Origin of the sequence: Microbacterium gorillae (genome assembly GCF_050990725.1) — a bacterium.
GTDB lineage: Bacteria > Actinomycetota > Actinomycetes > Actinomycetales > Microbacteriaceae > Microbacterium > Microbacterium gorillae_A.
In genome coordinates this window covers 3,603,593-3,628,589 of record NZ_CP158844.1, presented here as the reverse complement: position 1 = coordinate 3,628,589, position 24,997 = coordinate 3,603,593, and the positions used below count along the sequence as shown (strand labels likewise).

General features: G+C 66.2%; 24 protein-coding genes and 1 tRNA gene. 16 read left to right on the top strand and 9 right to left on the bottom strand.

Annotated features, from left to right (window positions below; all coding sequences use genetic code 11):
- Positions 1 to 31: 31 nt before the first annotated feature.
- Complete coding sequence (locus tag ABTV68_RS16830) at positions 32 to 1,270, bottom strand: isochorismate synthase (RefSeq protein ID WP_433674841.1); 1,239 nt, start codon at positions 1,268 to 1,270, stop codon at positions 32 to 34.
- Positions 1,271 to 1,330: 60 nt separating this feature from the next.
- Here ABTV68_RS16830 and ABTV68_RS16825 point away from each other — a divergent pair, with 60 nt between their 5' ends.
- Together ABTV68_RS16825 and ABTV68_RS16820 are read left to right on the top strand one after the other, a co-directional pair.
- Positions 1,331 to 1,930, top strand: coding sequence for a DUF402 domain-containing protein (locus ABTV68_RS16825; RefSeq protein WP_433674840.1), 600 nt, complete (start codon positions 1,331 to 1,333; stop codon positions 1,928 to 1,930).
- Positions 1,931 to 1,940: 10 nt separating this feature from the next.
- Positions 1,941 to 3,176, top strand: coding sequence for an MFS transporter (locus tag ABTV68_RS16820; RefSeq protein WP_433674839.1), 1,236 nt, complete (start codon positions 1,941 to 1,943; stop codon positions 3,174 to 3,176).
- Here the strand turns inward: ABTV68_RS16820 and ABTV68_RS16815 are convergent.
- Positions 3,062 to 3,979 carry a helix-turn-helix domain-containing protein gene (locus tag ABTV68_RS16815; RefSeq protein WP_433674838.1) on the bottom strand — a complete coding sequence of 306 codons (918 nt, stop codon included), beginning with the start codon at positions 3,977 to 3,979 and terminating at the stop codon, positions 3,062 to 3,064. The two genes, ABTV68_RS16820 and ABTV68_RS16815, sit on opposite strands and share 115 nt — an antisense overlap.
- 136 nt (positions 3,980 to 4,115) lie before the next feature.
- On the opposite strand from ABTV68_RS16815, the gene ABTV68_RS16810 reads away from it, so the two are divergent.
- The 4 genes from ABTV68_RS16810 to ABTV68_RS16795 all read left to right on the top strand — a co-directional run bounded on the left by ABTV68_RS16810 (position 4,116) and on the right by ABTV68_RS16795 (position 8,388).
- Positions 4,116 to 4,787 (top strand): class I SAM-dependent methyltransferase, encoded by a 672-nt coding sequence (locus tag ABTV68_RS16810; RefSeq protein WP_433677634.1) that lies wholly within the window; start codon positions 4,116 to 4,118, stop codon positions 4,785 to 4,787.
- Between the two features lie 9 nt (positions 4,788 to 4,796).
- Positions 4,797 to 5,858, top strand: a complete 1,062-nt coding sequence (locus tag ABTV68_RS16805; protein WP_433674837.1) for a polyprenyl synthetase family protein — start codon at positions 4,797 to 4,799, stop codon at positions 5,856 to 5,858.
- A 49-nt stretch (positions 5,859 to 5,907) separates the two neighbouring features.
- The gene (locus ABTV68_RS16800; RefSeq protein WP_433674836.1) at positions 5,908 to 7,284 is read left to right on the top strand and encodes an FAD-dependent oxidoreductase; all 1,377 of its coding nucleotides are present in this window, start codon (positions 5,908 to 5,910) and stop codon (positions 7,282 to 7,284) included.
- 66 nt (positions 7,285 to 7,350) lie between these two features.
- On the top strand, positions 7,351 to 8,388 hold the full coding sequence (locus ABTV68_RS16795; RefSeq protein WP_433674835.1) for an alpha/beta hydrolase: 1,038 nt from the start codon (positions 7,351 to 7,353) through the stop codon (positions 8,386 to 8,388).
- Between the two features lie 141 nt (positions 8,389 to 8,529).
- On the opposite strand, the gene ABTV68_RS16790 is transcribed toward ABTV68_RS16795, so the two are convergent.
- A complete protein-coding gene (locus ABTV68_RS16790; protein WP_433674834.1) occupies positions 8,530 to 10,596 on the bottom strand; it encodes an Ig-like domain-containing protein in 2,067 nt (688 codons plus the stop codon).
- Between the two features lie 257 nt (positions 10,597 to 10,853).
- Between ABTV68_RS16790 and ABTV68_RS16785 the strand changes: the two genes are divergently transcribed.
- Entirely contained in the window at positions 10,854 to 11,333 is a 480-nt protein-coding gene (locus ABTV68_RS16785) for an META domain-containing protein (protein ID WP_433674833.1), read from the top strand.
- A 68-nt stretch (positions 11,334 to 11,401) separates the two neighbouring features.
- Here the strand turns inward: ABTV68_RS16785 and ABTV68_RS16780 are convergent, their stop codons facing one another.
- Positions 11,402 to 11,893 (bottom strand): YajQ family cyclic di-GMP-binding protein, encoded by a 492-nt coding sequence (locus ABTV68_RS16780; protein WP_231091682.1) that lies wholly within the window; start codon positions 11,891 to 11,893, stop codon positions 11,402 to 11,404.
- A 74-nt stretch (positions 11,894 to 11,967) separates the two neighbouring features.
- On the opposite strand from ABTV68_RS16780, the gene ABTV68_RS16775 reads away from it, so the two are divergent.
- The 6 genes from ABTV68_RS16775 to ABTV68_RS16750 all read left to right on the top strand — a co-directional run bounded on the left by ABTV68_RS16775 (position 11,968) and on the right by ABTV68_RS16750 (position 17,073).
- Positions 11,968 to 12,480, top strand: coding sequence for a PadR family transcriptional regulator (locus ABTV68_RS16775; protein WP_433674832.1), 513 nt, complete (start codon positions 11,968 to 11,970; stop codon positions 12,478 to 12,480).
- Positions 12,480 to 13,499 carry a BtrH N-terminal domain-containing protein gene (locus ABTV68_RS16770; protein WP_433674831.1) on the top strand — a complete coding sequence of 340 codons (1,020 nt, stop codon included), beginning with the start codon at positions 12,480 to 12,482 and terminating at the stop codon, positions 13,497 to 13,499. The genes ABTV68_RS16775 and ABTV68_RS16770 overlap by 1 nt, the downstream gene beginning before the upstream one ends.
- 64 nt (positions 13,500 to 13,563) lie before the next feature.
- Entirely contained in the window at positions 13,564 to 15,453 is a 1,890-nt protein-coding gene (locus ABTV68_RS16765) for a glycoside hydrolase family 13 protein (protein ID WP_433674830.1), read from the top strand.
- Between the two features lie 30 nt (positions 15,454 to 15,483).
- Entirely contained in the window at positions 15,484 to 15,972 is a 489-nt protein-coding gene (locus tag ABTV68_RS16760) for an FBP domain-containing protein (protein WP_433674829.1), read from the top strand.
- A complete protein-coding gene (locus tag ABTV68_RS16755; protein WP_433674828.1) occupies positions 15,969 to 16,889 on the top strand; it encodes a PfkB family carbohydrate kinase in 921 nt (306 codons plus the stop codon). Before ABTV68_RS16760 ends, ABTV68_RS16755 begins: the two co-directional genes overlap by 4 nt.
- A gap of 100 nt (positions 16,890 to 16,989) precedes the next feature.
- Positions 16,990 to 17,073 (top strand) — tRNA-Tyr (locus ABTV68_RS16750).
- Positions 17,074 to 17,294: 221 nt separating this feature from the next.
- Here the strand turns inward: ABTV68_RS16750 and ABTV68_RS16745 are convergent.
- The 5 genes from ABTV68_RS16745 to ABTV68_RS16725 all read right to left on the bottom strand — a co-directional run bounded on the left by ABTV68_RS16745 (position 17,295) and on the right by ABTV68_RS16725 (position 21,308).
- Positions 17,295 to 18,359 carry a hypothetical protein gene (locus ABTV68_RS16745; protein ID WP_433674827.1) on the bottom strand — a complete coding sequence of 355 codons (1,065 nt, stop codon included), beginning with the start codon at positions 18,357 to 18,359 and terminating at the stop codon, positions 17,295 to 17,297.
- A 69-nt stretch (positions 18,360 to 18,428) separates the two neighbouring features.
- On the bottom strand, positions 18,429 to 18,971 hold the full coding sequence (locus ABTV68_RS16740; RefSeq protein ID WP_433674826.1) for a hypothetical protein: 543 nt from the start codon (positions 18,969 to 18,971) through the stop codon (positions 18,429 to 18,431).
- A 14-nt stretch (positions 18,972 to 18,985) separates the two neighbouring features.
- Positions 18,986 to 20,542, bottom strand: coding sequence for a hypothetical protein (locus ABTV68_RS16735; protein WP_433674825.1), 1,557 nt, complete (start codon positions 20,540 to 20,542; stop codon positions 18,986 to 18,988).
- Complete coding sequence (locus ABTV68_RS16730; RefSeq protein ID WP_433674824.1) at positions 20,539 to 20,919, bottom strand: hypothetical protein; 381 nt, start codon at positions 20,917 to 20,919, stop codon at positions 20,539 to 20,541. Before ABTV68_RS16730 ends, ABTV68_RS16735 begins: the two co-directional genes overlap by 4 nt.
- Positions 20,913 to 21,308 (bottom strand): hypothetical protein, encoded by a 396-nt coding sequence (locus ABTV68_RS16725; RefSeq protein WP_433674823.1) that lies wholly within the window; start codon positions 21,306 to 21,308, stop codon positions 20,913 to 20,915. Before ABTV68_RS16725 ends, ABTV68_RS16730 begins: the two co-directional genes overlap by 7 nt.
- 1,270 nt (positions 21,309 to 22,578) lie before the next feature.
- Between ABTV68_RS16725 and ABTV68_RS16720 the strand changes: the two genes are divergently transcribed.
- Genes ABTV68_RS16720 through ABTV68_RS16710 form a run of 3 tightly spaced genes read left to right on the top strand, consistent with a single transcriptional unit; the run spans position 22,579 to position 24,852 of the window.
- Positions 22,579 to 23,187 carry a ScbR family autoregulator-binding transcription factor gene (locus ABTV68_RS16720; protein ID WP_433674822.1) on the top strand — a complete coding sequence of 203 codons (609 nt, stop codon included), beginning with the start codon at positions 22,579 to 22,581 and terminating at the stop codon, positions 23,185 to 23,187.
- Positions 23,180 to 23,998, top strand: a complete 819-nt coding sequence (locus ABTV68_RS16715; protein WP_433674821.1) for a hypothetical protein — start codon at positions 23,180 to 23,182, stop codon at positions 23,996 to 23,998. Before ABTV68_RS16720 ends, ABTV68_RS16715 begins: the two co-directional genes overlap by 8 nt.
- Complete coding sequence (locus tag ABTV68_RS16710) at positions 23,995 to 24,852, top strand: SDR family NAD(P)-dependent oxidoreductase (protein ID WP_433674820.1); 858 nt, start codon at positions 23,995 to 23,997, stop codon at positions 24,850 to 24,852. The genes ABTV68_RS16715 and ABTV68_RS16710 overlap by 4 nt, the downstream gene beginning before the upstream one ends.
- Positions 24,853 to 24,997 lie beyond the last annotated feature (145 nt).

Below are 24,997 nucleotides of genomic sequence, written 5' to 3'. Positions count from 1 at the left end.
GCGCTCACACGCGAGGACTGACGCTTCTCCTTCAGGCGAGCGCCTCCACGATCGGGCGGAACTTGACGCGCGTCTCCAGCATCTCCTTCTCCGGATCCGACTCCGCGACGATGCCGGCCCCGGCGTGAGCGGTGAGCGCGAACGATCCGTCTTCGTTCGTCGCCACCTGGACGCATCGCAGCGCGATGGCCCACTCTCCGTCGCCGTCCGCGTCGATCCACCCCACGGGACCCGCATAACGGCCCCGATCCGAGGGCTCCAGCTGCGCGATGAGGTCCATAGCGGTGCGCGTCGGCGTCCCCGCGACCGCAGCGGTGGGATGCACGGCGCCGACCAGATCCAGACTTGATGCCGCGTCGGACAGGCTGCCCTCGACATCCGTGGCCAAGTGCCAGACGTTGGGGAGTTTGAGCGTGAAAGGCTCCTCGCCCGCCACCAGTGCTGCCGTGTGGGGCTCGAGAGCGCTCAGCAGGCTGCGCACCGCGAAGCCATGCTCGTCCTGATCCTTCGCGCTGGTGCGCAGAGCGATCGCCGCGGCGTTGTCAGAGTCGGTGTCGGCTCCGCGAGCGATGGTCCCCGCCAGCACCCGGGCGGTCACGGTGCCGTGCGAGACCGTGACGAGCGTCTCCGGGCTCGCGCCGATGATGCCGTCGACGGCATAGGTCCAGGTGTCAGGATAGGCATCGTGCAGTTCGCGGGCGAGTCGGCGCAGATCCGCGCCCGCCGGGGCTGAGCCGACGAGATCGCGGGCCAGGACGACTTTGCCCACCTGTCCGGCGGCGATCGCCTCGAGTCCGGCGGAAACCGCCGCCTGATACCCGGCCGGATCCAACGTGCCCGGCCCCAGCGTCGCGGACCAGTACGGCCCCCACGGGATCGAGGGCGGCGGGCCGGCTGTACCGATCGTCGTCAGCCAGGTGTCCGTGCCGCGTCGTCCGATGATGGCCTGCGGCACCGTCAGGGTGGAGGGCAACGTCGAGCGGTCGTCGAAAGCGAGGGCCCCGAAGGCGACCAGCCCGCTGCCGACGACGCCGACGGTGTCGTCGATCGTGGCTGCGGCCGCCAGCTCTCGCCAGCGCTCCGCGAGCCGTGCGGCGCGGTCCGAACCCTTCTCAGACAGCACCACGACGGGCACTCCCACACCGATCAGCGCGTCGCCCCGCCGCATCCACACCAGCGGCGCGGCCGGGTCGGTGGCGGCGAGGAGATCGTCGGGAGAATCGATGTGCCGGGTCGTGACCACCAGGCGCGGAACGGGCGATTCGATCACGTCCCCAGCCTAGATCTTGCGGGCTGGGTGGATGACGGACGCCCTCTCTAGACTGCGGACATGGAGCGAACTGCGGGAATGCCGGTGCGGATGCTGTGGCAGAAGTGGAACGGCGCACCGCACTGGGAGCATGACTGCATCTACCTCGGCTCCGATCAGTGGGGCGACTGGGTGGGGCAAGACGTGGGATGGCGCAGTGAGCGTCCCGGTGCATCGATGCCCGCACGCTCGCGCACGCTGAGCCTCATCCCGCCATCGGGAGATCACGTGCCCACCTTCAACGCCCCACCGCGCAGCTACGCGATCTACATCGACATGGCGTGGGACGTGCGGTGGGACGGCATCGACGTCGTCCGCGGCATCGACATGGATCTCGACGTCATCCGCGCGCGCGACGAGCGCGGCACCTGGATCGACGATGAAGACGAATGGGAAGAACACCGGGTCCGCTACGCCTACCCGGCCGACATCGTCCAGGAGCTGGAGGCGCGCACCGCCGCGATCGCCGCCGACGTGCGTGCCGCGCGAGCCCCCTATGACGACGCCACGATCGATTTCTGGCACCGACGTCTCGACGAGGTGCGCGCGTCGACGAGCACGGCGGACGATCGGCTCGGCGGCCCGGACGCTCTGTCCGGTGCCGCGAGCGCTCCCGAATGAGACTCGGAAGATGACAACCCAGACCAGCCCCGTGCCGACGGTTCGCGGCATCGCCTCACCCGCATCGACGCGCCCCATCGGACGAGCGCGCGGGTTGGCCGCGCTCGTCGCGATGGCCGTCACCAGCTTCATCCTCATCACCGCCGAGTTCCTCCCGGGCGGTCTGCTTACGCTCATCGCCTCCGATCTCGGCGTCACGCCGGGTCAGGCGGGTCAGGCCGTCACGGTCACCGCGCTCGCCGGCCTGCTCATCGCGCCGACCATCACACTGATCGTTCCGGGCTTGGACCGGCGGGTCGTGATGACGGCGCTCGCGGCACTCGCCGCCGTGTCCGATCTCGCCGTAGCGCTGGCACCCAACCTGCTCACGCTGCTGCTCTCGCGCCTGTTGATCGGTGCCGCGATCGGAGGCTTCTGGTCGCTGTCCCTCGCCGTGGTCGCACGGATCACCACACCCAGCGGCGTCGCCCGCGGAATGATGATCGTCAACGTCGGCAACACGCTGGCCTCTGTGATCGGCGTTCCGCTGGGCATCTGGGCAAGTGGCACGCTGCCGTGGCGCGACGTCTTCGTGATCGCTGCCGGACTGTCACTGGCGGTGGCCGTCGCGCTGCTGTTCCTGCTGCCCGCCACCCCCGCGGGTCAGCGCGCCGGTCTCGGCATCTTCCTGCGCATGGCGCGGCGTCCCGGAATCACGCCCGCTCTCATCGGGCACGTGCTCGTCGTGCTCGGACACATGGGGGCATACGCGTTCATCCGCGTCGGTCTGGAGCGCATCCCCGACCTGGATGCCGCCGGCGTCGGCGTGCTGCTCACCGCGTTCGGTCTGGGTGGATTCCTCGGAAATCTCCTGTGCGGACTCGTGGCCGCGCGCTCGCTGCGACTCCTGTCGGCCGTCGTTCCCGTGGTCATGGGGCTGATGATCGGCGCGCTCGCACTGTTCCCGAGCTTCGGGCTGGCATTCGTGGCCACCACGCTGTGGGGAGCGTCATTCGGCGGCTGGCTCGTGGTGGTCAACGTCTGGATCGCGCGCGTGATGCCGGATGAACTGGAGACCGGGGGCAGCCTTGTGGTGATCGGATTCCAGCTCGCGATCGTGATCGGCGCAGCGGCGGGAGGCTGGATCGTCGATCAGAGCGGCGCGTTCACGCTGTTCCTCGCCGCCGCCATCGTGGCGATCGTGGGTGGCGTCGTGTTCGCGGTGTCCGCGCGCTCACGCCACTCCGAAGGCGCCACCCCCGTGTGACGACGGAAGGCGCGGCGGAAGCCTTCGTCGGAGTCATATCCCACGGCGCGAGCCGCGAGGGACACCGGCTCCCCGATGCGCAGCCGCCGTGCCGCCGCCGTCATCCGCGCCGTCGTCACGTACTCGGCGGGTGAGACGCCCAGGCACGACCGGAATCGCTCGGCGAACGCGGAGCGGCCCATGGCGCTGCGAGCCGCAAGCTCGGCGACCGACCACGGATGAGCGAGGTCGGCGTGCACCGCATCGATCGCCTGCTGCAGGTACGGATCGATGGTCGGTGCCGGCCATCCCTGCGGCGCACATCCCTGTACGGCCCAGCGCCGCAGCGCCACGGTCAGCAGAGTCGTCACGATGCGCGCGCAGACCAGTCCGTCCACGGGGGAGGGAGCGGTGTCGCAGCCGAGCATCGAGACGAGCGCCGCCGCCGACGGTTCGCGCGCCGGCAGATCCGCGATGGAAATGGTGGCGGGGAGGTCCGCCCCACGTTCGGGCGCACGGACGCGGACGACCTCGGCGACGAGGGCCGACCCCGCGGAGAGCGCGTAGAGGCGCACCGCACCGGAGGAATCCAGCAGCAGATGACCGGCGCGCAGGCGGTCGTGGGGCTCGCTTCCGGGAGCGGCCACGGTGCCCTCATGCACGTACACCAGCGTGGTGGTGGGCCACGTCGGGAGCGGATCGCCCGGTTCGAGCAGCACGCGCGTGGCGGTGCGGATCTCCCATTCGGAGTCGCTGAGGAACCGGTCCAGCGCGTGAAGGTCGAGTCCCGAGTCCGTCGACGTGGCAGTGGCGGTCGGCGTCATGACGTCAGTCAACGACGGCTCCGGTGCACCTATTCCTCGCGGAAGACGCGCAGGTGCGGCCCCGTAGACTCGGAGGGTGAGCCCCGAATCCCAGAACCGCGCTGACCTGCACAAGGACCCGGCCAGCGTCAGCGGCATGTTCGACCAGGTCGCCGCAGCATACGATCGCACGAACTTCCTGCTCACCTTCGGTCTCGAGAAGTGGTGGCGCGTGGCCACCACGAAGGCCATCGATCCGCGCCGCGGGCAGCGCATCCTGGATCTTGCTGCCGGCACGGGAGCATCCTCCGTCGTGCTCGCCGACGTGGGTGCCGAGGTCGTGGCCGGCGACTTCTCCGCCGGCATGATCGCCGAGGGGCGGCGGCGCCACGGCACCGTCCCCAACCTCACTTTCCAGCAGGCGGACGCGCTGGATCTGCCGTTCGATGACGACACCTTCGACACGGTCACCATCTCCTATGGGCTGCGCAACGTGAACGACCCGAAGAAGGCGCTGGCCGAGATGCTGCGCGTCACCCGACCCGGCGGACGCATCGTCATCGCCGAGTTCTCGCAGCCGCCGTTTGCCCCGTTCCGGGCCCTCTACCGCTTCTACAACGCCCGCATCCTGCCGTTCGTGGCGCGGTTGGTGTCCTCGAACGTGGACGCCTACGACTATCTCAACGAGTCGATCGCGGACTGGCCCGACCAGCGCACTCTCGCCGGGTGGATGCGTGACGCCGGGTGGAGCTCTGTGGCCTATCGCGACCTCACCTTCGGCATCGTCGCGCTGCACCGGGCACGCAAGCCCTCAGTCGAGTCACGGTAGGCTGATCAGGTGACTTCGAGCCGTCCAGCCCCGGGCGCGCGGATCGCGAGCCGACTGGGCATCAGCGACCGCGTGTTCGCCGGTCCCCGCTCGCGGCGGCTGCTGGCCGCGGTCGATGCGGGGCTCGACCGCGTGGAGGCCGAACTGGCCGACGACCTGCGGGTCACCTCTCCCGTCGCCGACTCCGCGAGCCGCTATCTGCTGGAGGCCGGCGGCAAGCGCATCCGTCCGATGCTCACCCTCCTGGTGGCGCAGCTCGGCAGTGGTGGGACCGACGGCGTGATCAACGCCGCAAAGGCGCTGGAGATGACGCACCTGGGCTCGCTGTATCACGACGACGTCATGGATGGCGCCGACCGACGACGCGGTGTGCCGAGCGCTCACGCGGTGTGGGGCAACAACATCGCGATCCTCACGGGTGACCTGTTGTTCGCCCGCGCCAGCCAGCTGATGGCCGGTGCGGGGGAGCGAGCCATCCGGCTGCAGGCCGACACGTTCGAGCGCCTCGTGCTGGGACAGATGAACGAGACGGTCGGTGCGGGCGAGGACGATGACCCGATCGACTTCTACATCCAGGTGCTGGCCGACAAGACCGGTTCGCTGATCGCCGCTGCTGCCGCGAGCGGAATCCTCTTCTCCGGGGCCGACCCCGACCTGGAGGATCCGCTGCGCGCCTACGGTGAGAAGGTGGGTGTGGCCTTCCAGCTTCAGGATGACGTCATCGACCTCTCCTCGGACGCGGAGAAGACGGGCAAGGTGCCGGGCACGGATCTGCGCGCCGGGGTCCCGACGATGCCGTCGCTGTTGCTGGACCGGTCCGAAGACCCGGCCGATCGCGATCTCGCCGATCGCATCCGTGCCGGTCAGGCCCGGGTCATTGCGGGGGAGGACCCACGCATCCTGGACGACGAGATCGAGCAGCTGCGTGACAGCGCGGTCACCGGCCAGACCCAGGCGCTCGCCGCGCGGTGGGCTGGCGACGCGAAGTCCGCGCTGGACGCACTGCCGAGCGGTGCCGTCCATGAGGCGCTCACCCGCTTCGCGGACGCGGTCGTCGACCGCTCCGCCTGACGCTTTTCACAGAACCTCGACGCCGCCTGGCAACGAGACGGAGGACATCATGAGCAAGCTGCGCCTGGCGATCGTCGGTGCGGGTCCTGCTGGCATCTATGCCGCGGACATCCTGCTGAAGGCAGAACGCGACTTCGACGTGTCGATCGATCTGTTCGAAAGCCTGCCCGCCCCCTACGGACTGGTCCGGTACGGTGTGGCCCCCGATCACCCCCGCATCAAGGGCATCATCAACGCCCTGCGGGATGTGCTCGACCGCGGCGACATCCGCATCTTCGGAAACGTGCACTTCGGCACGGACATCACCCTGGACGACCTGAAGAAGCACTACAACGCGGTGATCTTCGCAACCGGCGGGCAGCGCGATGCATCGCTCGACATCCCCGGTATCGATGCCGTCGGCTCCTACGGTGCCGCCGACTTCGTGAGCTGGTACGACGGTCACCCGGACGTGCCACGCGAGTGGTCCCTGGACGCGTCCTCGGTGGCGGTGATCGGCAACGGCAACGTGGCTCTCGACGTCGCACGCGTGCTGGCCAAGCACGCTGATGACATGCACGTCACCGAGATCCCCGACAACGTCTACGCGGGGCTCAAGGCCAGCCCCGTCACCGACGTGCACGTGTTCGGTCGTCGTGGTCCCACCGCGGTGAAGTTCACGCCGCTGGAGCTGCGTGAGCTCGGCGAGCTCAACGACGTCGACATGGTCGTCTACGACGAGGACTTCGAGTACGACGAGGCAGCCACGGCCGCCGTGAAGTCGAACAAGCAGATCATGGTGATGGATCGCGTGCTGCAGTCGTGGCGCCAGCGTCCCGGCGTGAACAACGCCGGTGGTGAAGCGTCCCGCCGGCTGCACCTGCACTTCTACGCCAAGCCGCACGAGGTGCTGAGCGATGAGAACGGCCGCGTGCGCGCCCTCGTCGTGGAGCGCACCGCATCGGACGGCGCCGGCGGCGTCGTCGGCACGGGGGAGTACCGCGAGGTCCCCGTGCAGGCCGTGTACCGTGCCATCGGCTACTTCGGATCCCCCCTGTCGGAGATCCCGTTCGACGAGAAGCGTGGAGTGATCCCGAACCACGAGGGTCAGGCCATCGATCCCGCGTCGGGCGAGCAGATCCCGGGTGTCTACGCGACCGGCTGGATCAAGCGCGGGCCGATCGGCCTGATCGGCCACACGAAATCCGACGCGATGGAGACGGTCACGCACCTCATCGCCGACCAGGGTACGTGGTGGCAGCCGGAGGACCCCTCCGAAGAGGCGATGCCGGCGCTGCTCGCCGAGCGTGACGTGCAGTGGACGGACCTCGAAGGCTGGCACCTGCTCGATGCCCATGAGATCGCGCTCGGTCAGGACGCCGGACGGGCACGCGTGAAGGTCGTGCCCCGCGACGAGATGGTGAGGATCTCCCGCGCCGACGGCTGATCACGACTTTTCAGCGCCTCCCCGCATGTCCGCGGGGAGGCGCTGTCTTCTGCCTAGGCTGAGGTCATGAGCGAGCAGACGTGGATCCCCGACGTTCTGGGTGACGGGTTCGAGCAGACGACCCTTCCGCTCGGTTCCGACGACGAGGGCGAGGTCGTCGCGACGCTGGTCCGGCTGCTGCCCGCACCCCCGAGCTTCTGGGATCGCCTCCGTCGCAAGCAGACGCTGTTCCACGACGTGGACGTGCTGTACGTGCACGGCTGGTCGGACTACTTCTTCCAGAAGCGTCTGGCGCGCTACTGGGCGGGGCTGGGCGCGCGCTTCTTCGCCCTCGACCTGCGCAAGTACGGCCGGAGCCTCCGGGCGGGCCAGACGGCGGGCTACGTGACGGATCTCAGCACCTATGACGAGGACATCGCGGCCGCGCTGGGTGCGATGGGCTGGGATGCGGCGCGGGGACACTCGGACCGTCGTCTCGTTCTCCTGGGACACTCGACCGGAGGCCTCACGCTGTCGCTCTGGGCCGCGCGCCACCCCGGGGTGGCCACGGGCGTGATCCTGAACAGCCCCTGGCTGACGCTCCAACTGCCGCAGACCACCCGCGCGCTCGTCGCCTCGGTGCTGAGCTGGTCGTCACAGCACTGGCCGACGGAGCCCGGACCGCAGCTGGACGGCGGCTTCTACACTCGCGCGCAGCGCGAGGTGGCGGAGCCCGATGATGAGCCCGTGAACCTGGACTGGCGGCCGGAACAGACGATGCCGGTGTACGCGGGATGGCTGCACGCGATCGTGCAGGGACAGAATCGGGTCCAGGCCGGGCTCGACATCGATGCTCCGGTGTGCGTGATGACCTCCGCCCGCAGCGCCGTGCCACTGAGATGGAGCGAGGAGCTCACTCAGGTGGACAGCGTGCTGGTGGTTGCCGACATCGTCCAGGCAGCCACGCACCTCGGCCGCACGGTGTGGCTGGAGCGCATCGATGGCGCGTTGCACGACGTGTTCCTGTCCCAGCACGATGCGCGAGAAGACGCGTATCGGCGTCTCGATCTCACGGCGCGCCGGATGCTCACGGCATCGCTGCCCGAGGCCACGTCCCGCGCCTGACCCTCGTGCGCTGCGCATGTGAAGATTCTCATGCGCAATTCGCGGGCGCGCTGGCGACCCGCTATTGTGACCGCCCTGACGACAAAGCCGAGGGGGTCGCGATGCTTTCGCATCGCGACCCCCTCGGGTCGATCAGTCAGATCAGCTGTTCTTCGCTGCGCGGATCCGGCGCGAAGCCATGATCACGCCACCGGCGACGAACAGGAGCAGCGCGCCGAGCGCCAGCGGGCTGGCGTCGCCCTGACCCGTGGTGGGCAGGGTCGGCTTCGGGGCCGGGCCGGTGGTCGGCGGGGTGGTGGGAACCACCACGGCCTCCACCGTGAACGCGACCTCGGCTGCGTTGCTGGCAACGCCGTCGATGGCCTGCGTCGCGCTGACCGAGTAGGTGCCGACGGCGAGGTTCGCCGGGAGGGCGATGACCCAGGTGCCGGTCTCCTCAGCAGCGTTCGCCTCAGCGGCGAGAGCGGCAGCACCAGCAGATGCCGACGGAGCGGGGCTCGGCGTCGCGGCAGCGACGACCTCGGTGGTGCCGACCTTCTCACCGTTCAGCGAGACAGTCACGGTGGCGCCGACGATGCCGGTACCGGTGACCGCGGCGGGCGTGACGCCCTCCGTGAAGGTCGAACCGTTCGCCGGCGCGGTGATGACCGGAGCGACCGGGATCACGTTGAAGTCGAGCGTCGCAGCGGCGGAAGTCTGGCCACCGATGCTCTGCGTGGCCGAGATGCCGTACTCGCCGTAGGTGGCGGCCGGGTCGACCGTGATGACCCAGGTGCCGTCGTCCTTGACCGTGGCGGTGCCTTCGACATCACCAGTGAGGGTGACGGTGGCGCCGGCCACACCGGTTCCGGTGACCTTCGAGACCGAGGTCTCGGTGGGGTTCGACGGAGCGGTGAAGGTCGGGGCGGCGGGAACCACGGTCACGGAGCCGTCGACGGCGTCGGACTTGTTGTAGCCGCTGTCCTTGGCGATCACCGAGAACTTGTACTCGCCCCAGGTGGCCGGAGCCGGGAAGGACCAGTTGCCCGAAGCGTCAGCGGTCACGGTGATGGGGTCGCCGGTCTCCGGGGTGACCACAACGGTCAGACCGGGAGTCGCGGTGCCGGAGATCGTGGTGCCCGGGGTGACCTTGCCCGACGTGGCGACGGTGGGCTCGGCGAGGTCGAGCAGCACCGTGTAGCCACCGGTGCGCTCCAGGCCGCCGAGGAGGTCGGCACCGAAGCTGATCGTCGATCCGTCGTCCAGGTGGGTGCCGGCGGAGAGCACGCCCACGGCCGTGGTGCCCTGCACGTACGGGCCGCCCGAGTCACCGGGGTTGGCGAAAGCGTCAGTGGCGAAGCCGTGCACGAAGCGCTCGCCGTCAACCTTGAACCAGGTGTCGACGGAGAGAACCTCACCGGTGTGGTAGCCGGTGGTGCGACCCGACCGCGCGATCGAGCCGAACTCGACCTTGCCCACCGCGGTGACGGTGCTGGCCAGGGAAGCGGCCAGGTCGTCCGAGTCGGCGGACTTCCAGTCGGTGACGGCGGGGATGAGGTTCAGGTCGGGGTTCAGCACGTCGTAGACGGCGATGTCGACCGAGTCCTGCGCGCCCTCAGCGCCGGCCGTGTTGCCCGGGCCGCCGAACTGGGAGAAGGCGAGCTCGCCGATCAGCGCGCCCGGCTCGAAGCCGGGGCCGCCGTTGGCCTCGGCGGTGGAGGGGATCTCGAAGCCCGCGAGGGTGCCCTCGCCGTCCTCGGTGCAGTGGCCGGCGGAGATGAAAGCCGGGGCGCCGTCCGGGGTCCAGCCCGGGAAGCCGATGGAGCAGACACCGAAGATGCTGCCGTCGTCCGCCGCCGAGAGGTAACCTGCGCCGGCAACGACGTCGTTGGAGCTGAGCGAGGTGATCTCACCGGTGATCTGCTTGACCTCGACGTTGCTGTGCTTGTCTGCGAACGCGTCGGCTGCGCTCGGAGCGCTGGAGCGGGCGGCCTTGTCCGGGGCGGTCGTGAAGATCACGACCTTGCCGTCGGCGTTGGTGCCGACAGCCTGGACGGCGTCGTCGGAGGCCAGCAGCGCCTGAGCGTTGGCGTCGAATGCGTCACCGGACGTGGGAGCCGGTGTGGCCTCATCGGCCTGCGCCGCCAGCGGCGCAATGCCACCGACGAGAGCGAGCGCGAGACCGGCAGTGGTACCCACTGCAGCGATGCGTCGTTTGCTGTTATTCATCGTTTCTCTCTGCGTTGTGTGTTGGTTAGCCATCAGGCAGAAGGTCACGAAGCCGCGCGCATGCGGCAGAGTTCCCCTTGTAGGCGTCGTCGGAGACACGCCCCGTTCAGGCTACGGGGCGATCGGCATCTGGCAAAGTCATGGGAGACACTCACGTCACTTTCAGCATGAGAAAGTTCTCATCTTTGTGATCAGGCTTTTCCCTGCGCGAAGCGTGAGCACTGGCAATTGTCAGCCGCTGTCGGGAGACTGGCGGCATGGCTCGCACACTCGGAAAGCTCCTTCTCCTTGCGGCACTCGCCGCCCCGCTGGTCGCGTGCGCGACGAACTCGTCCGCCGAGGCTGGATCCTCCACGTCCACCTCGCCCTCGGCGTCGCCGAGCCCGAGCCTCCCGGTTGCCGTCGTCCCGACTCCCACCCCCGTTTCGGCCGCTCCGGAAGGCGATCGCGCACTCCTCGAGTCCGTGCTCGGGACCTGGGGCGATGAAGGCGGCGCCTTCCTGACCTTCACCGCGGATGGCATGGTGGTCGGCTCCGACGGCTGCAATGGCGTCGGTGCTACCTTCGCCGCCGACGGCGACACGATCTCCCTGACGCGGATGCCATCGACGATGAAGGCCTGTCCCAACGTCGACACCTGGCTCAGCGGTGTCCGTTTCGTCAAGGTCGACGCGGACCAGCTGATCATCCTCGACCGCAGTGCCGTCGAGATCGGCACTCTGCTGCGCACGGCGTAGTCGCCGTCTTCGCAGAAAGCCCAGCCGCCTCCATCGGAGGTGGCTGGGCTTTCTGCGTGCAGGGATGGTTACCGGTAGTTGATGAACTGCAGATCGACGTCCAGGTCCGATGCCTTGAGGAGTCGGATGACCTCCTGGAGGTCGTCGCGGCTCTTGGACTGCACTCGCAGCTCGTCGCCCTGGATCTGGCTCTTGACGCCCTTGGGTCCCTCGTCGCGGATGATCTTGCCGATCTTCTTCGCGTTCTCCTGGGAGATGCCGTTCTTGATGGTGGAGACGATGCGCACCTCCTTGCCGCTCGGCGTCGGGTCGCCCGACTCGAGGCTCTTCAGGGAGATGCCGCGCTTGATCAGCTTGGACTGGAACACGTCGAGGACGGCGAGTGCGCGCTCCTCGGTGTTGGCCTTGATCAGGATGCTCTCACCGCTCCAGTCGATGGAGGCATCGGTGCCCTTGAAGTCGTAGCGCTGCTCGACTTCCTTCTTCGCCTGGTTGAGTGCATTGTCGGCCTCTTGGTGGTCGACCTTGGAAACGATGTCGAAACTACTGTCGCTTGGCATGTCGCCAGTGTATCCGCGGGTGCCGCGAAAGTGCGGAAGAGTCGTTCCAAGTATTCTAGTGCTAGAATAATGGCATGACCCTGACCTCGGCTGAGCTCACGATCCTCGGGCTCGTCATCGAGCAACCCCGGCACGGGTACGACCTGGAGCGCCTCATTGAACAGCGCGGCATCCGGCAGTGGACGGATATCGGCTTCTCATCGATCTACTACGTGCTCGCCAAGCTGGAGAAGCGGGGTCTCGTCGCATCCGACGCCGCCGCAGGACCGACGTCACGACGTGTCATGCACGCCACCGATGCCGGCCGGGATCAGGCGCTCGCGGCCGTCGCGGACCTGCTTGAGCACGCGCGCCCGGCGGCCCATCCGTTCCTCCTGGCGCTCGCGAACCTGGACCTCGTCGGTACCGACTACGCGCGGGCACTCCGAGCGAGACTCGAGGAGGTGGATGCCCGACTCGCGGCCATTCGAGCGGCCGAGCAGAGTCAGCAGCCCCTCCCGCTCGCAGCCCGCGAAGTGTTCGCCTATTCCCTCAATCAGTGGGAGGCCGAACGCGCTTGGCTCATCGAACGAGTAGGAGAGCAGTAATGCGTACCGATCACTCGCCGCTCGCCGGCGGAATCCACTGCGAGACCTCGACGCTTCGCGTGCTCTTTTCGCGCGCGGGCATCGATCTGTCTGAGCCGATGCTGTTCGGGCTCGGGGGCGGGTTGTCCTTCGTGTACTGGGATTCGCGACGGCAGCCGCTTCCCTTTATCGGCGGCCGGGTGAAGCCGTTCGAGATCGCTCTCTCGGTGGCCGATCGGTGCGGCGTGGCACTGGATGTGCATGAGACTTCATCTGCGCGACTCGCGTGGCAGCGCGTGCGTGGCGCGCTCGACGAGGGAGCAGCGGTGGGGCTGCAGCTGGACAGCTATTACCTGGACTACTTCACCTCGCGGGTGCATTTCGCCGGGCATTTCGCGGCGATGATCGGCTACGACGAGCAGAACGCTCGCCTGGTCGACACGGCGCAGCAGGGTGGACAGGTTTCCACGAGCCTCGACAGTCTCGCGGCGGCACGCTCGGCCCGCGGCCCGATGTCTGCACGCCACCGGTCGTTCACGGTTCGTCCCAGCGATCCGACCGACCTGCCGTCGTCGATCATCGATGCCGTCACCTCCACAGCGATTGCGTACCTGAACCCGCCGATCGCGAACGTCGGCGGACGCGGTGTGCGCACGGCAGCGCGGAAGCTGCCCACCTGGCTGGATCGTGTGGCCGACCCATCCGTCGACCTGCCGCTGATTGCCTCGCTGATGGAGCGTGGGGGAACGGGAGGCGGGCTGTTCCGCAACCTCTATCGCGACTTCCTTGCTGAAGCTCGAGAGATCGTCGATCTCGCCCCATCTGAGGCTGCGGCGTGGGACGAGGGCATCGATCTGTTCGACGAATCTGCCGTGCTGTGGACTCGTGCTGCCAACCTCATCGACACAGCCGGCCGCGAGCGCGAGCCACGGTTGCTCGCGGAGGGATCCGCTGTGCTGAACACGATCGCCGACGTGGAGACCGCCGCCCTGGAGCGCCTTCGCACCCTCGAACACCGGAGTGTCCGACCCCGCCCCTAGACTGACCGCACGAGGACGAACGACCGGGGACGAGGTCGACAACCTCGCTGAGGGAGGACCACGGATGACGCTCACACCGCACCACGATGGCTCGGCGCTGTATGTCTCGGATGATGCGCCACAACTCGGCGACACGGTGCGCGTGCGGGTCCGCGTTCCGGTTGGGTTCGGACCCCTCACAGCGGTGCGGACGAGGTCCAACCCTGACCACGAACCGGCCTGGACCGAGGCCGAACGCATCGGTTCGGTCGATGGATGGGAGTGGTGGGAAGCCCCGATCACGGTGGCGAATCCGCGGCACGGCTATCGGTTCCTCTTCGTTCATGAGGACGGATTGGTTCAGTGGCTGAATCAATCCGGTCTTCACGTCGGGGAGACCCTGGACAGCGAGGACTTCGCGCTGGTCACCACCGCCGCGCCACCGGCGTGGCTGCATCGCTCCGTGATGTATCAGATCTTCCCCGATCGCTTCGCGCGTTCGGCCGCGGCCGATGCCCGACCCACACCTGAGTGGGCGATTCCCGCCACCTGGGATGAGCCGGTCGATCCGGTGATGCCCGGTCGCACCCAGCAGTTCTACGGCGGTGACCTCGACGGCATCATCGAGCACTTGGATCACCTCCAGGACCTGGGCGTGGATCTCGTCTATCTCACGCCGGTGTTCCCTGCGGAGTCCAACCACCGCTATGACGCCTCCACCTTCCATCACGTGGACGAGCTTCTGGGCGGCGACGCGGCATACGCACGCTTGATCGCGGCCGTGCATGAGCGCGGAATGCGCATCATCGGCGATCTGACCAGCAACCACTCCGGTGACAGTCATGAGTGGTTCCGCGCGGCGAAGGGTCACCCCGAATCCGTCGAAGCCGGCTTCTATTACTTCACCGACCCGGAGTGCACCCGATACGAATCCTGGCTCGGCTATGACACGTTGCCGAAGTTCGACTGGTCCAATGCCGAACTGCGTCGCCGCTTCTACGAGGACGAGGATTCCGTCGTCGTGCACTGGCTGCGGGAGCCGTTCGGCATCGACGGCTGGCGGGTGGATGTGGCGAATATGACGGGGCGGCTCGGTGCGATCGACCTCAATGCTGAGGTGCGTCAGGGGCTGCTGCGTGCCGTCACCTCGGTGCCGGGGGAGCGGATCCTGCTCGGTGAGTCGACGAACGACGCGCAAAGCGACCTCCAGGGCGATGCCTGGCACGGCGCGATGACGTATCCCTCGTTCACACGCCCCGTGTGGGGCTGGCTGAGCGAGCCCGCCCGCGAGCCGTATCTCGAAGCGGACGGCTCGACATCGACCGATCCGTGGTTCTTCACGCAGCCCGTCGGTGGGATCCCGCGCTACTCGGGCACGGATGTGGCGGCCGCTGTCACCCGATTCACGGCGGGGATCCCGTGGCGCGTACGGCTCGGCAACATGCAGCCGCTCGACACGCATGACACCGCGCGGTTCGCGACCAACGCCGCGCCCGGTACCGTACCCGTCGCTGTCGGATTGTCCATGACGCTGCCGGGGTTGCCGGTGGTCTTCGCGGGTGACGAGTACGGGCTGAGGGGCGCCGATGGCGAGTCCAGCCGTACCCCGATTCCGTGGGGCACGGAGGATGACGCGGGCGTCGCCGAGCGCATCGCTCTGTACCGCGACCTCATCGCGCTGCGACGCGAGCACGTCGCGCTTGCGACCGGCGGGATGCGGTGGGTGCATGTGTCGGATGAGCTCCTGGTGTTCGTGCGCGAGAGCGCCGAGGAGACGCTGGTGGTCGCGGCGGCTCGATCCGCGGTTGTTGCGGACGTCGACCCCCGCGCTCTCGCCGGCATCCGGGACGCTTCGCCGCTGTTCGGAGAAGCGTCGCTTGTGCCCGCGGACGGCGTGGTGCGAATCGGATTCGAGGGCCCTGGCTTCGGCGTGTGGGCCCTTCCCGGGGTGGTGGTTCCCGCCCGCACGGCGTGAGAGGCTCCTAGACTCGCCCACGGAGGCTTCATGCGAGGAATGACGGAGGACGACGCGCGAGCAGCACTGGCGAACGCGTCCGACAGCGAGCGCGACTTGATGGCGGTGCCCACCGCCTTTCTGATCCTGGATTGGGATCACATGGACTTCGTGGCCTGGCGGGATCCGCGCACGCGGGATCGTGCCTACCTGATCGTCGAGCTCGACGGACACCCCACCGGGATCATGCTTCGCGCGGCGTCGGGCTCGAGTCATGCGCGGGCCGGTGTCTGCAATATCTGCCACACGATGCAGCCGGCGGATCAGGTGACGATGTTCACCGCACGTCGAGGGGGAAAGGCGGGGGAGCGGGGCGACGGCATCGGAACGTACATGTGCGCCGATCTCACCTGTCACGACGCGGTTCGGCTGGCGGCCCCGCTCGCGCCCGGCGAGATCAGGGGCGATGTGAATCATCGCCTCGACGGCACGCGCCGCCGCGCGGAGGACTTCGTCCGTCGCGTCCTGGAAGACGCATGAGCGGCGACCGCGTGGTGGTGATCGGCGACGCGCTGATCGACGAGCTGCGCGATCCGCACGGGGTCCGTGAGTTCATCGGTGGCGCCGCCCTCAACGTGGCGGTGGGGCTGAGCGTGCTGGGTGTGCCGACCACTCTGATCGCGATGGTCGGCGATGACGAGCCCGGTAATCGGATCCGCGAGCTTCTGGATGCGTACCGCGTGGAGCTTCTCGCGACCCCGTCGCCGCTCGGCACGGCGCGCGCCATCAGCGAGCGGGGCCCGTCGGGTGAGCCGGTGTACGCGTTCTCCGATGCTGCACGCCAGCGGAGGATCCGCTACGGCGAAGCGGAGCGCGCCGCGATCGGTGCCGCGCCGGTCACGGTGGTGAGTTGCGTGGCGTTCGATGACGAGACGCAGACGAACGAGCTGACCGACGCGGTCGGTGGAACCCCCACCCGGCTCGTGATCGACCCGAATCCGCGCGCCGGGATGATGCACGACCGCGAGCGCTTCATCGCCGGGTTCGAAGCGCTGGTGCCGTCAGCTGCGCTCGTGAAGATCGGCGACGACGATGCCCGTCTGCTGTATCGCGCGAGCCTGGCCGAGATGCGTGACCGCATGCTTCAGCTTGGTGCCGCCGCTGTGCTTTCGACGGCGGGTGCTGAGGGTGCGCGCGTCGACGGTGCGGGCTTCAGTGCCGCACGCGGGATCTCGAATCTGCCGGGCCGCATCATGGACACGATGGGTGCCGGTGACGCCACACTCGCGACAATCGTGCGGGCGCTCGTGAGCGATGGCGAACTCGATGGCGCGGGATGGGAACGGGCGCTCGGCGAGGCCATGGACGTGGCCGCGGCAACCTGCCGCGCGGAAGGCGCGCTGCTGCGCGTTCCGCACCAGAACGAGGGCGACGAGGCTCACCGCATCGACACCTGAGACCCGCCTCTGATCAGCCGATTTTTGGTCGGGCCGATGCTCCGGTAGTATCAATATTCGCGCCTCTGGTCGGCTGTACAAGTTGGTCGGGTGCGCACCTGGCGGGTTTCCCAAGCGGCCAAAGGGATCTGACTGTAAATCAGACGCGTAAGCTACGGGGGTTCGAATCCCTCACCCGCCACCAGGGGATGTTCGTGGAACTCCGGCACTTTTATCCAGGTAACTCGAAACCCAAAGAAAAATGCCCCCGGTTCGGGGGCATTTTTCGTTTGTGTACCCGTGTGACGCTGTGTCTGAGCGTGGTTGCGGTTTGCGACGCCGGCGTTTTCCTGGATCGGGCGGTGTCTGGGTAGGCTGCCGCCTTCGTTACTGCGGGGGTGTTCGTGTCAGAGTGCGGCGCGTCGGCTAGGTGAGTTGTGGTTGCTCGCCCTGAGCGCGGCGGCGGCGTTCGCGCAGGAAGAGCCGGGTGTCGGGTGCGGTGCGTCGGCTGCGTCGCGTTCGCGCCGGAGGCGGTGTGATGCCGTCTTCGTGTTCGCCAGCACGTTCTTCTCGTTCGAGCAGGAAGTCACGGATGCGCTGCAGATTGACGGCTGCGAGGGTCATGATTTGCAGGAATGCTTGGGCCGCGCGCCCGCGCATGCGTCGACGGCCGGGTTGTGCGAGCGCAAACGTTGATTCGTCTTTGACGTAGGCGTTGACGGACTCGACCTGTGAGCGGGCATGGTCGTAATGCGCTTCCCACTCGTCGGACCCGTACTGGTAGTACTGTCCGTACTTGCCTTCGTCGGTGAGGTCGAAGCTGGTGCTTGTCTTGTTGGTGCAGACCTTGCCTGGCGTCTTCGGGACGTTGAGCACTGGGAGGAGCGCGCGGCCGTTGGTGGTGCCCTTCATGTTCGGTTTGAGCGCGCAGCTCATGGTGGGGGAGTTGCCGGCGGCTGGGCACATGAGGGGTGTCTTGCCTCGTGCATCGGTGTTCTCTTTCGCACGCATGAGGAACGGCTCGCGTTGTTTGATGAGACGTTTCCATCGTGCCTTGATTGCGGTCTTCTGTTCGGCGCGTGCGGCTCCGTTGAGTGTGCGGTCTTGCTCCACCCTTTTGATGGCTTTGCGGTACTCGGTTGTGGCTGCGATGAGGTCGGGGTGCGCGGCCATGGAAGGGCAGTACCAGTTGCCTTCGACCATGATGGCGCCGTTGTGCTGCAGTTGCTGTCCGAGCCCGCTCTCGGTCGACGGGTACTGCATGACGAGCTTGATGCCGAGCGCGCGGAGCGGGTGCTGTAGGTTCTCCGGGACGGTGTTCGGGGCGTAGGCCTGGTCGCCGACGAAGTGCTCGACGTCGTGTCCGCGTTCGATGAGCGATTCGACGAGGCGAAGCGCTGATGCTCCAGGCTGTACTCCTGGCGTGTGCTGGTCGTAAGCGACAATGAGTGACGGCACCGCGTCACGGTGTGTGGGGTCGTCATTCGACACCCCGAGGCGCTCGTCTGCGTTCAGGAATTAGGAGCCAACAACGCTGGTCGACGGCTTGTCGGCACGTCCCTACGGATGGTGCGGGGCGTCGCGGTTGGCGAGGTCGTCCCAGCGCCCCCACGCGGGCACGGATGCGTACATCGTGGTGGGATCGATGCGGCGGTCGGCGGTCGTGACGTCGCGGCTGCCCTTCTCGTAAATGAGGAGGCGTCCGGTTCCGTCCTCGTTATTGATGAAGTCGAAACGCATGAGTGCGTCGCGTTCTTTCATCGGGAGCATCGGGTGTGGTGGTTGGTCGGGGTAGTCCCAGAGGTGCGCCTGGTGCGCGAACAGGCGACCGTTGCCCACGTTGCGCCACCGGACGCGCGACTCTGGCACACCAGGAGGGCGTTGAAAGGTGATCATGAAGGACGGGTTCTCTCCGGTGGTGACGTTGATGTGCCACGGGACGATGCCGGAGGAGTCCTGCAGGACGGGGATCAGCGCCAACTCCTGAGCCGGGAGCGTGTAGCGGCGCTTCGCTTCGGTCTCATCGATCCAGGTCAGGTTGGGTTCCGGGATCGCGTTCTGCGTCCACTCGTTGAACCGGCCGCAGTATCGCCAGTCGATCATTTCTACCTTCCTGACTATCCCGGGTGGGAGATCGTGGAGCCGTCGGCTCGAATCTCGAGAATAGTCGAACCATCGGGGCTGAGCTCCCACACGGTGCCCGCGATGTCTCTGATTTCAACTTGTCGGTCCGCGGCCATCTGCAGGAGCGCCGGTGGTGGCGGCGCTTTTTGTTCCGGAACTTCCAACACCTGCTGACCCTGGAGCGGTTTCCCGATGTAGTCGTCGGGGTTGTGCCCTGCTGCTATGAGGTCTCTACGATTGCTTGGCGTGTTAGCAATCGTAACGTCTTCCTTGTTGATGCCGTACTTATTGACGAGTTCGTCGAGGTATCCCCGGGCTGTTCTTTGCGAGACTTCCGCGAGTTGTGTTTCCTTCCTGGAAACAAGCTCGTTGCCGGGGTTGAATGAATCAATGCGGTTGTAGTGGGGGCTGTCTGGTTTGGTGACGTGCAATTCGTTGATGTCATATCGGTGGTGGTTTTCGAGATTAAAGATCTCGCCACGCGCCCAGTTGCGTCGGCCGTCCCCGTAAACATAAGAGTCATCGGGATTGCGAGCGTCACGAATATGTTCCAAACGATCGATCCGTGCCTGGTCCTTCGGCGACGGGCCGTTGGGTTCAGGATCGGTATTAGTGTTCGAATCATGATCGTCGGCTCCATGATCACTCTTGGGGTTTAGATCATTGCCATCCGGTGCACGGTCGTTGCCGGCAGTCAGATCATCGCCGTCAGGCTTTTTGCCGCCGGCGATGGGTAGGTCTGTGCCGGGAACGTCTGCGTCCGCTTTGCTGAGGTGCAGCGCCTCTGCGGCTCGTTTGATGAATGCGATGAACTTGCGGTAGACCTCGCCGATGTTGCGGATGAGGGGTTCGAGGCGGCGGAGGAGTTGGGTGAGGGCGTCGAGAACTTTGGTGATGACGCGGCTGACTTTGGCGACGAGAGCGGCGACTTTTGTGCCGAATTGGGCCATGGCGACGGGTGCGCCGAATCCGATGGTTGCTGCGGTGGTGGCGGCGGCGGAGATTGCGGATCCGACGAGTTGGCTGAGGACGTCGCGGACGATGTCGTGCACGGCTTGCACGAGGGTGGACGCGATCTGCAGCCCGACGGCGATGGCGTTGGACCATTCGCCTGCGGCTCGGAGGTTGGCGATGACGGCGTTCGCGTATCCGACGTAGGCGTCGATGCCTTCTCCGGCCATGTCGTCGAGTTGCGACAGCGTCCCTTGGTAGGTGTCGGCGAGCTGGGCGATGTATCCGCTGGTGTTGCCCCAGGTGCCGGAGAAGGAGGCGACTTCGGCGGCGTCTCCAGTGAAGTCGTTGAACCAGCTCTTCAGGGGTTCGATGTGGTCGAGCACCCATCCGAGGCCGTTGGCGATGAGGGTGCCGATCGGGTCGATGATCGCCCCGACGGTGTCGAGGGCGGTCGACGTGACGGCGAGGGCACCGGCGGCCCAGTCGCCGGAGGAGATCGCGTTCGCGAGGTCTTCACCGTCTTGCAGGAGAAACGCACCCGCAAACGCGGAGGTCGTGTCGACGCGGTCCGCGACGAGCGGGTTGCCGTCGCTCATTCCAGCACTCCAGGCGAGAACACGCTGCCTGTGCCACCGCGTGCGGGAGCGGGCAGGGACTCCACGTTCTTCAGCAGCTGATCGACGGTGGCGGTCGTGTTGTCCTCGACGGCGCGGAAGTCGTCTGCCATACCGACCAGCTGTTCGCTGGTGTGATGCAAGACGCGCTGTGCCTGTTCGATGTGGCTGATCACGAGCGTGCTAGCAGCGAGTGCTGGTGGCACCATCCAGGCACACATCACCCCGAATGCCCCACCACCAAGGTTGATGCCGCGGACGGCGTCCAAAGCGACCGTGACATCCGTGGCGAGTTGTTCCACCTGTTCCGCGTGCGCGCTCAGCACCGACGGGCTGATGGCGATGCGGTCGGCTACCACCGCAGGTCCCCGCTCTGGTCCGTGTTCTCAATGTCGGCGGCGAGTTGGTCTGCGGTGAGTTTCACGATCGGATCATCCGCACCCAGCAGCTCGGTCGTGATTGCAAGGGACTGCTCCCGTACACGGATCGTCGCGGTCTTGATCAGATCCAGGACTTCGCGAGACACAGCCCGCCCGCCGCGACCCAGCGCATCGTCGGAGATGTCCAGTCCGCTGACTTGGCCCGATGCGTCGACCTCGACGCTGATGTCTCGCTGACGCGACTGCGCCCGTCCGCGCACTTGCGCGATCTGTTCCTGCATCAGCGGCAGAGCCTTCGCTCGGGCTTCCGCCCGCGCAACGTCTTCCTGAATCCGCGCGACCGATTCCTCAGGATTGTTGAACACCATCACGCCCCCTACGGCTTTGTTCCCCGGCGCAAGCATACGAGCGTCTTGCAGCGTTCACTATCTGAATGCATAGCCGGCAGGATGAGAGTTTCCTCATGCTGTGGATGGCCGATGCGCGCTGATCCTCGGTGCGCTAAGTTCATCGCGATTGCTGTTTTGGTTCGCGCGCTTGGGTGTGTGGGGCGGCATGACTTGGGGGGTGTGTTGTGGCGGTGCGGGCAAGTGACGGAGCTTCATGCGCCTTCTCCGAGGGTTCCACGATTGACGGGATGAAGCGTTGGATCATGTTGTGGTTCACGTCCCAAGGGGCGCTAGGTCTGCCCGCGCATAGAACAATTGAGCGCCAGCCAGCCACGCAGCACTGGTGCTGCGGAGGAATAACGGTCGGAGTGCAGAGGATCGGCGGAACTATGCGGGAGAAATGGGTGCGGGATCATGCGGCAGAACGAGTTTCGCGAACAACCCACCAGTGTGATGACTCGAGACATAGGTCTCAGATGATTCGCGAGATCTGTCACTCAGAGCAAGAGCCTGGCCACCGGCCGGGCTCTTTCGGGTTATCGGCCAAAAAGAGTGGACGGGTTCGGGCGTGTTAGTGCTCGCCGATCCAGCCTGATCTGTGCCAGAGTCCTTCGGTGGGGTCGAGGCCGGTGTCGTAGAGCGCTGGTCCGATGGTTCGTCGATCGGTTGTGTCCGAGTGGGTGCGGCGGCTGGTCGTGCAAGGTCGAGTTAGGGATATGGGTCCTCGTGCAAAAGTGAGCCATTTTCGCTTTGCTACACAAAAGAGATTTGCGCGACTTGGTTGCCTCGCTAGAACCATGGTGAGGCAACCAAGGAGAGCAGTGCTCCCGGAGCGCTCGACAATCCGAGTGGCGGATGCACACCTGGCGGCGGTTGAAGCTCACAAGGGCGGGGTCTTACAGGAGGCGGATCTACATTGCGCGATCGCTAGGAGGTTGTGAACGCGTGATGGGTTGAGGGAAACGAACACCTCCGTGATCATGTGGGTTACCACACTCGCATGCTCACGTCATTGTGATCACAGGGAAGTAGGCCGCGTGCATTACGGGTGTAGGGTTTCGTCGGAAAGGGAGTAGGGCCGAACCCGAATGGCCTCGCTTCTGGTCGAACCCCGGGGCTGACCTGGCCCCGGGAGCCGACGGACTGAACGTGTGCGGGTGGACAGTCGGCGAAATGGCTGACGGTACGGTGACGGACTGTTTGACTGTGCATGCACACCGTTTTGTTCTGAATGCCTAGGAGGCCAACCATGGTCGAGCGACGAGCCGCATCTTTGAAGCAGCAGCGATCCATCGAGACGCGAGAAGCGCTCCTGTCAGGCGCTGCGAGAGTCTTCTCTGACCTCTCCTACTCGGGTACGCGCCTGCGTACCATCGCTAACGAATCCGGCATCAGTGAAGGTGCAATGTACTTTCACTTCGGTACGAAAGCGGAGCTCGCGAACGCGGTGCTTGCAGAGCAGCAAGAGCGGATGACCGAAGTCCTTGCCTCGATGCAGGAGGAGGAGGGTGATGCGCTCGAGAAGCTTGTGCTTCTGATGAACCGGCTGGCCGTGTTGATCTCGACGGATCGGATCGTGCAGGGCGGCATTCGGCTCGCCGCAGATCCAAACGTTGAGATCACCGCCGATGCGCGCGACCCGTACTTCGAGTGGATCGCCATCGCACAGTCTCTGATTGAGGAGGGAGTACGCGATGGTTCCATCCGTGCTGACGTCGTCCCAGCTGCGGCAGCTGAGTATGCGAACGCGCTCTTTGTCGGTGCGCAGGTGCTGTCCGGACTAGAAGACGGCTGGGTGTCGTTCCCGTCACGAATCGACCGACTTACTCCATTCCTCAGGAGAGAACTCGGTGACTAGCGGACCCCTCGTCGCCGAGCCGGCGTTCGCGACAACCGAGGTGCATCCGGCGGATGTCCACAAGATCCGGGCCGAGAGCGTGTGGCTGGCCAGCGCTCAGGCGGTATCCGCTCGCACGGTGAGTGCAGCATTCCGCATACCGACGACCTCCGCCGAGCACGCACGGTTCGCCGAAGTGCTCGAGGTGCAGCGCCAGGTCGGCATGCTCCAACTCACGCGCCAGGCCAGTCTGCCTGATTCTGATGTCTTCATCCTCAACCGGATCTCACTGCGGCTTCTAGGACACGCCAACGCACCGACGAACGGAATCGTTCACAGCCATATCGTGAGCGGCGCAGCGATTGATGGTGGCAAGCGGAGCTTTCATCAGCGCTTTGGTTTCGAATCTGAGGACGGTCTCGTGGCGACCGGACGTTCCCACGCAACGTTCATCCCGCGTCCCTTGTACGAGCGTTTGCGCAGCAACCGTCCGAGGCCTGCAGCGATCTCGAACACTGATGCCGGACAGGAGCTGGAGCCGCTCGATTTCAGCGAAGATGATCCCATCCTCAGCGACCATCCTTCGGATCACATCACCGCGATGCAGGTTGCGGTCGCCGTCGAGCACCGTGTCGGGAATCTCAAGCCCGGAGCGAAGCTGACTGCGCTCAGGCTGAGATTCGACCACTACATCGAAACTCGCCCCCTCCCGCTGCTCGCGGTTGAGTTCAGACCCGGGAACAAGTTCTCTGGGCAGGTCAGGCAAAACGGTGTGTCGATGGCGTCGTTTGGCGGGTCCGCGATCCACTCTGACCTTCTTCGAGCCGAATGAGCGAGCCGACCGTGCAGAAGACAGATTGTGGGCAAGCCATGGCTGATGAGGCAGACGAGAGCCGGCGCGAGACCATCGTGGTCGTGACGGGCGCTTCGGGTGGGATCGGCGCAGCGATATGTGCGGCATTGAGTGCTGACGGGCATGTCGTGGTGGCTCAATTCGCGTCGAATCGCGCTCAAGCCGAAAGGCTCGCTCGCGTGGTTTCCGTTCGAGGGGGCACGTGCGTTCCCGTTCAAGCTGACCTCACCACTCACGACGGCCTCGTTGCGGTCGTGGACACGGTGACGAAGCAACTTGCCAGCCGGTCAGGCGCGCGCCTGGCGGCTCTCGTAAACAACGCTGCTCTGATGCAAGGGCCATCGCTTTCCGCGGCGACATTCGAGACGTTCGACGCCTTCGTGCACTTGAACGTCCGGGCGCCGTTCTTCCTCATCCAAGCACTGTCCACGATGATGACGGCTGGTGCCTCGATCGTGAACATCTCATCGGCGAGCGCGCATATCGCCAGTGGTGGCGACCCGATCTATGCAATGACCAAGTCCGCTGTGGAGTCGCTGACGCGAAATCTGGCCATCGAGCTGGGGGCGAACGGTATCCGCGTGAACGGGGTTATTCCCGGATACACCGACAACGGTCACCCGATGTTTCAGGATCCCGCTGCCCGCCAGTACATGGGGGAGATGTCCGTTCTCGGCGACGTCGCTTCGCCATCAACGGTCGCGGACGCCGTCACCTTTCTCGTGTCGGACGCGGCGGCCAGGACAACCGGGTCGTTCATCGACGTCAGCGCTGGAATGACGCTTCGGCCGCGACGCACCGGCGCCGCCGGGGTTCGGAGCACTCGCTCCTAGCGTGGGCGGCCCCACGTCTTGTCGGCTTCGCCTGGACATCGTGCGGACCCGCAGAAGGGGCCGTTGTGCACGGATAGCGACGCTATTCGACCGGCCCGTCTGACCATAGGGGCAGCGTTGCCTATTTCCGCGCCGAGCGCGTTAG

Coding starts and splice junctions, on each gene's coding strand:
- ABTV68_RS16710 (WP_433674820.1), top strand. CDS start 23,995: ATGAGCGAGCCGACCGTGCAGAAGACAGATTGTGGGCAAGCCATGGCT.
- ABTV68_RS16815 (WP_433674838.1), bottom strand. CDS start 3,979: ATGACGCCGACCGCCACTGCCACGTCGACGGACTCGGGACTCGACCTT.
- ABTV68_RS16795 (WP_433674835.1), top strand. CDS start 7,351: ATGAGCGAGCAGACGTGGATCCCCGACGTTCTGGGTGACGGGTTCGAG.
- ABTV68_RS16765 (WP_433674830.1), top strand. CDS start 13,564: ATGACGCTCACACCGCACCACGATGGCTCGGCGCTGTATGTCTCGGAT.
- ABTV68_RS16780 (WP_231091682.1), bottom strand. CDS start 11,893: ATGCCAAGCGACAGTAGTTTCGACATCGTTTCCAAGGTCGACCACCAA.
- ABTV68_RS16775 (WP_433674832.1), top strand. CDS start 11,968: ATGACCCTGACCTCGGCTGAGCTCACGATCCTCGGGCTCGTCATCGAG.
- ABTV68_RS16825 (WP_433674840.1), top strand. CDS start 1,331: ATGGAGCGAACTGCGGGAATGCCGGTGCGGATGCTGTGGCAGAAGTGG.
- ABTV68_RS16770 (WP_433674831.1), top strand. CDS start 12,480: ATGCGTACCGATCACTCGCCGCTCGCCGGCGGAATCCACTGCGAGACC.
- ABTV68_RS16725 (WP_433674823.1), bottom strand. CDS start 21,308: ATGGTGTTCAACAATCCTGAGGAATCGGTCGCGCGGATTCAGGAAGAC.
- ABTV68_RS16820 (WP_433674839.1), top strand. CDS start 1,941: ATGACAACCCAGACCAGCCCCGTGCCGACGGTTCGCGGCATCGCCTCA.
- ABTV68_RS16720 (WP_433674822.1), top strand. CDS start 22,579: ATGGTCGAGCGACGAGCCGCATCTTTGAAGCAGCAGCGATCCATCGAG.
- ABTV68_RS16785 (WP_433674833.1), top strand. CDS start 10,854: ATGGCTCGCACACTCGGAAAGCTCCTTCTCCTTGCGGCACTCGCCGCC.
- ABTV68_RS16755 (WP_433674828.1), top strand. CDS start 15,969: ATGAGCGGCGACCGCGTGGTGGTGATCGGCGACGCGCTGATCGACGAG.
- ABTV68_RS16790 (WP_433674834.1), bottom strand. CDS start 10,596: ATGAATAACAGCAAACGACGCATCGCTGCAGTGGGTACCACTGCCGGT.
- ABTV68_RS16810 (WP_433677634.1), top strand. CDS start 4,116: ATGTTCGACCAGGTCGCCGCAGCATACGATCGCACGAACTTCCTGCTC.
- ABTV68_RS16735 (WP_433674825.1), bottom strand. CDS start 20,542: ATGAGCGACGGCAACCCGCTCGTCGCGGACCGCGTCGACACGACCTCC.
- ABTV68_RS16800 (WP_433674836.1), top strand. CDS start 5,908: ATGAGCAAGCTGCGCCTGGCGATCGTCGGTGCGGGTCCTGCTGGCATC.
- ABTV68_RS16760 (WP_433674829.1), top strand. CDS start 15,484: ATGCGAGGAATGACGGAGGACGACGCGCGAGCAGCACTGGCGAACGCG.
- ABTV68_RS16740 (WP_433674826.1), bottom strand. CDS start 18,971: ATGATCGACTGGCGATACTGCGGCCGGTTCAACGAGTGGACGCAGAAC.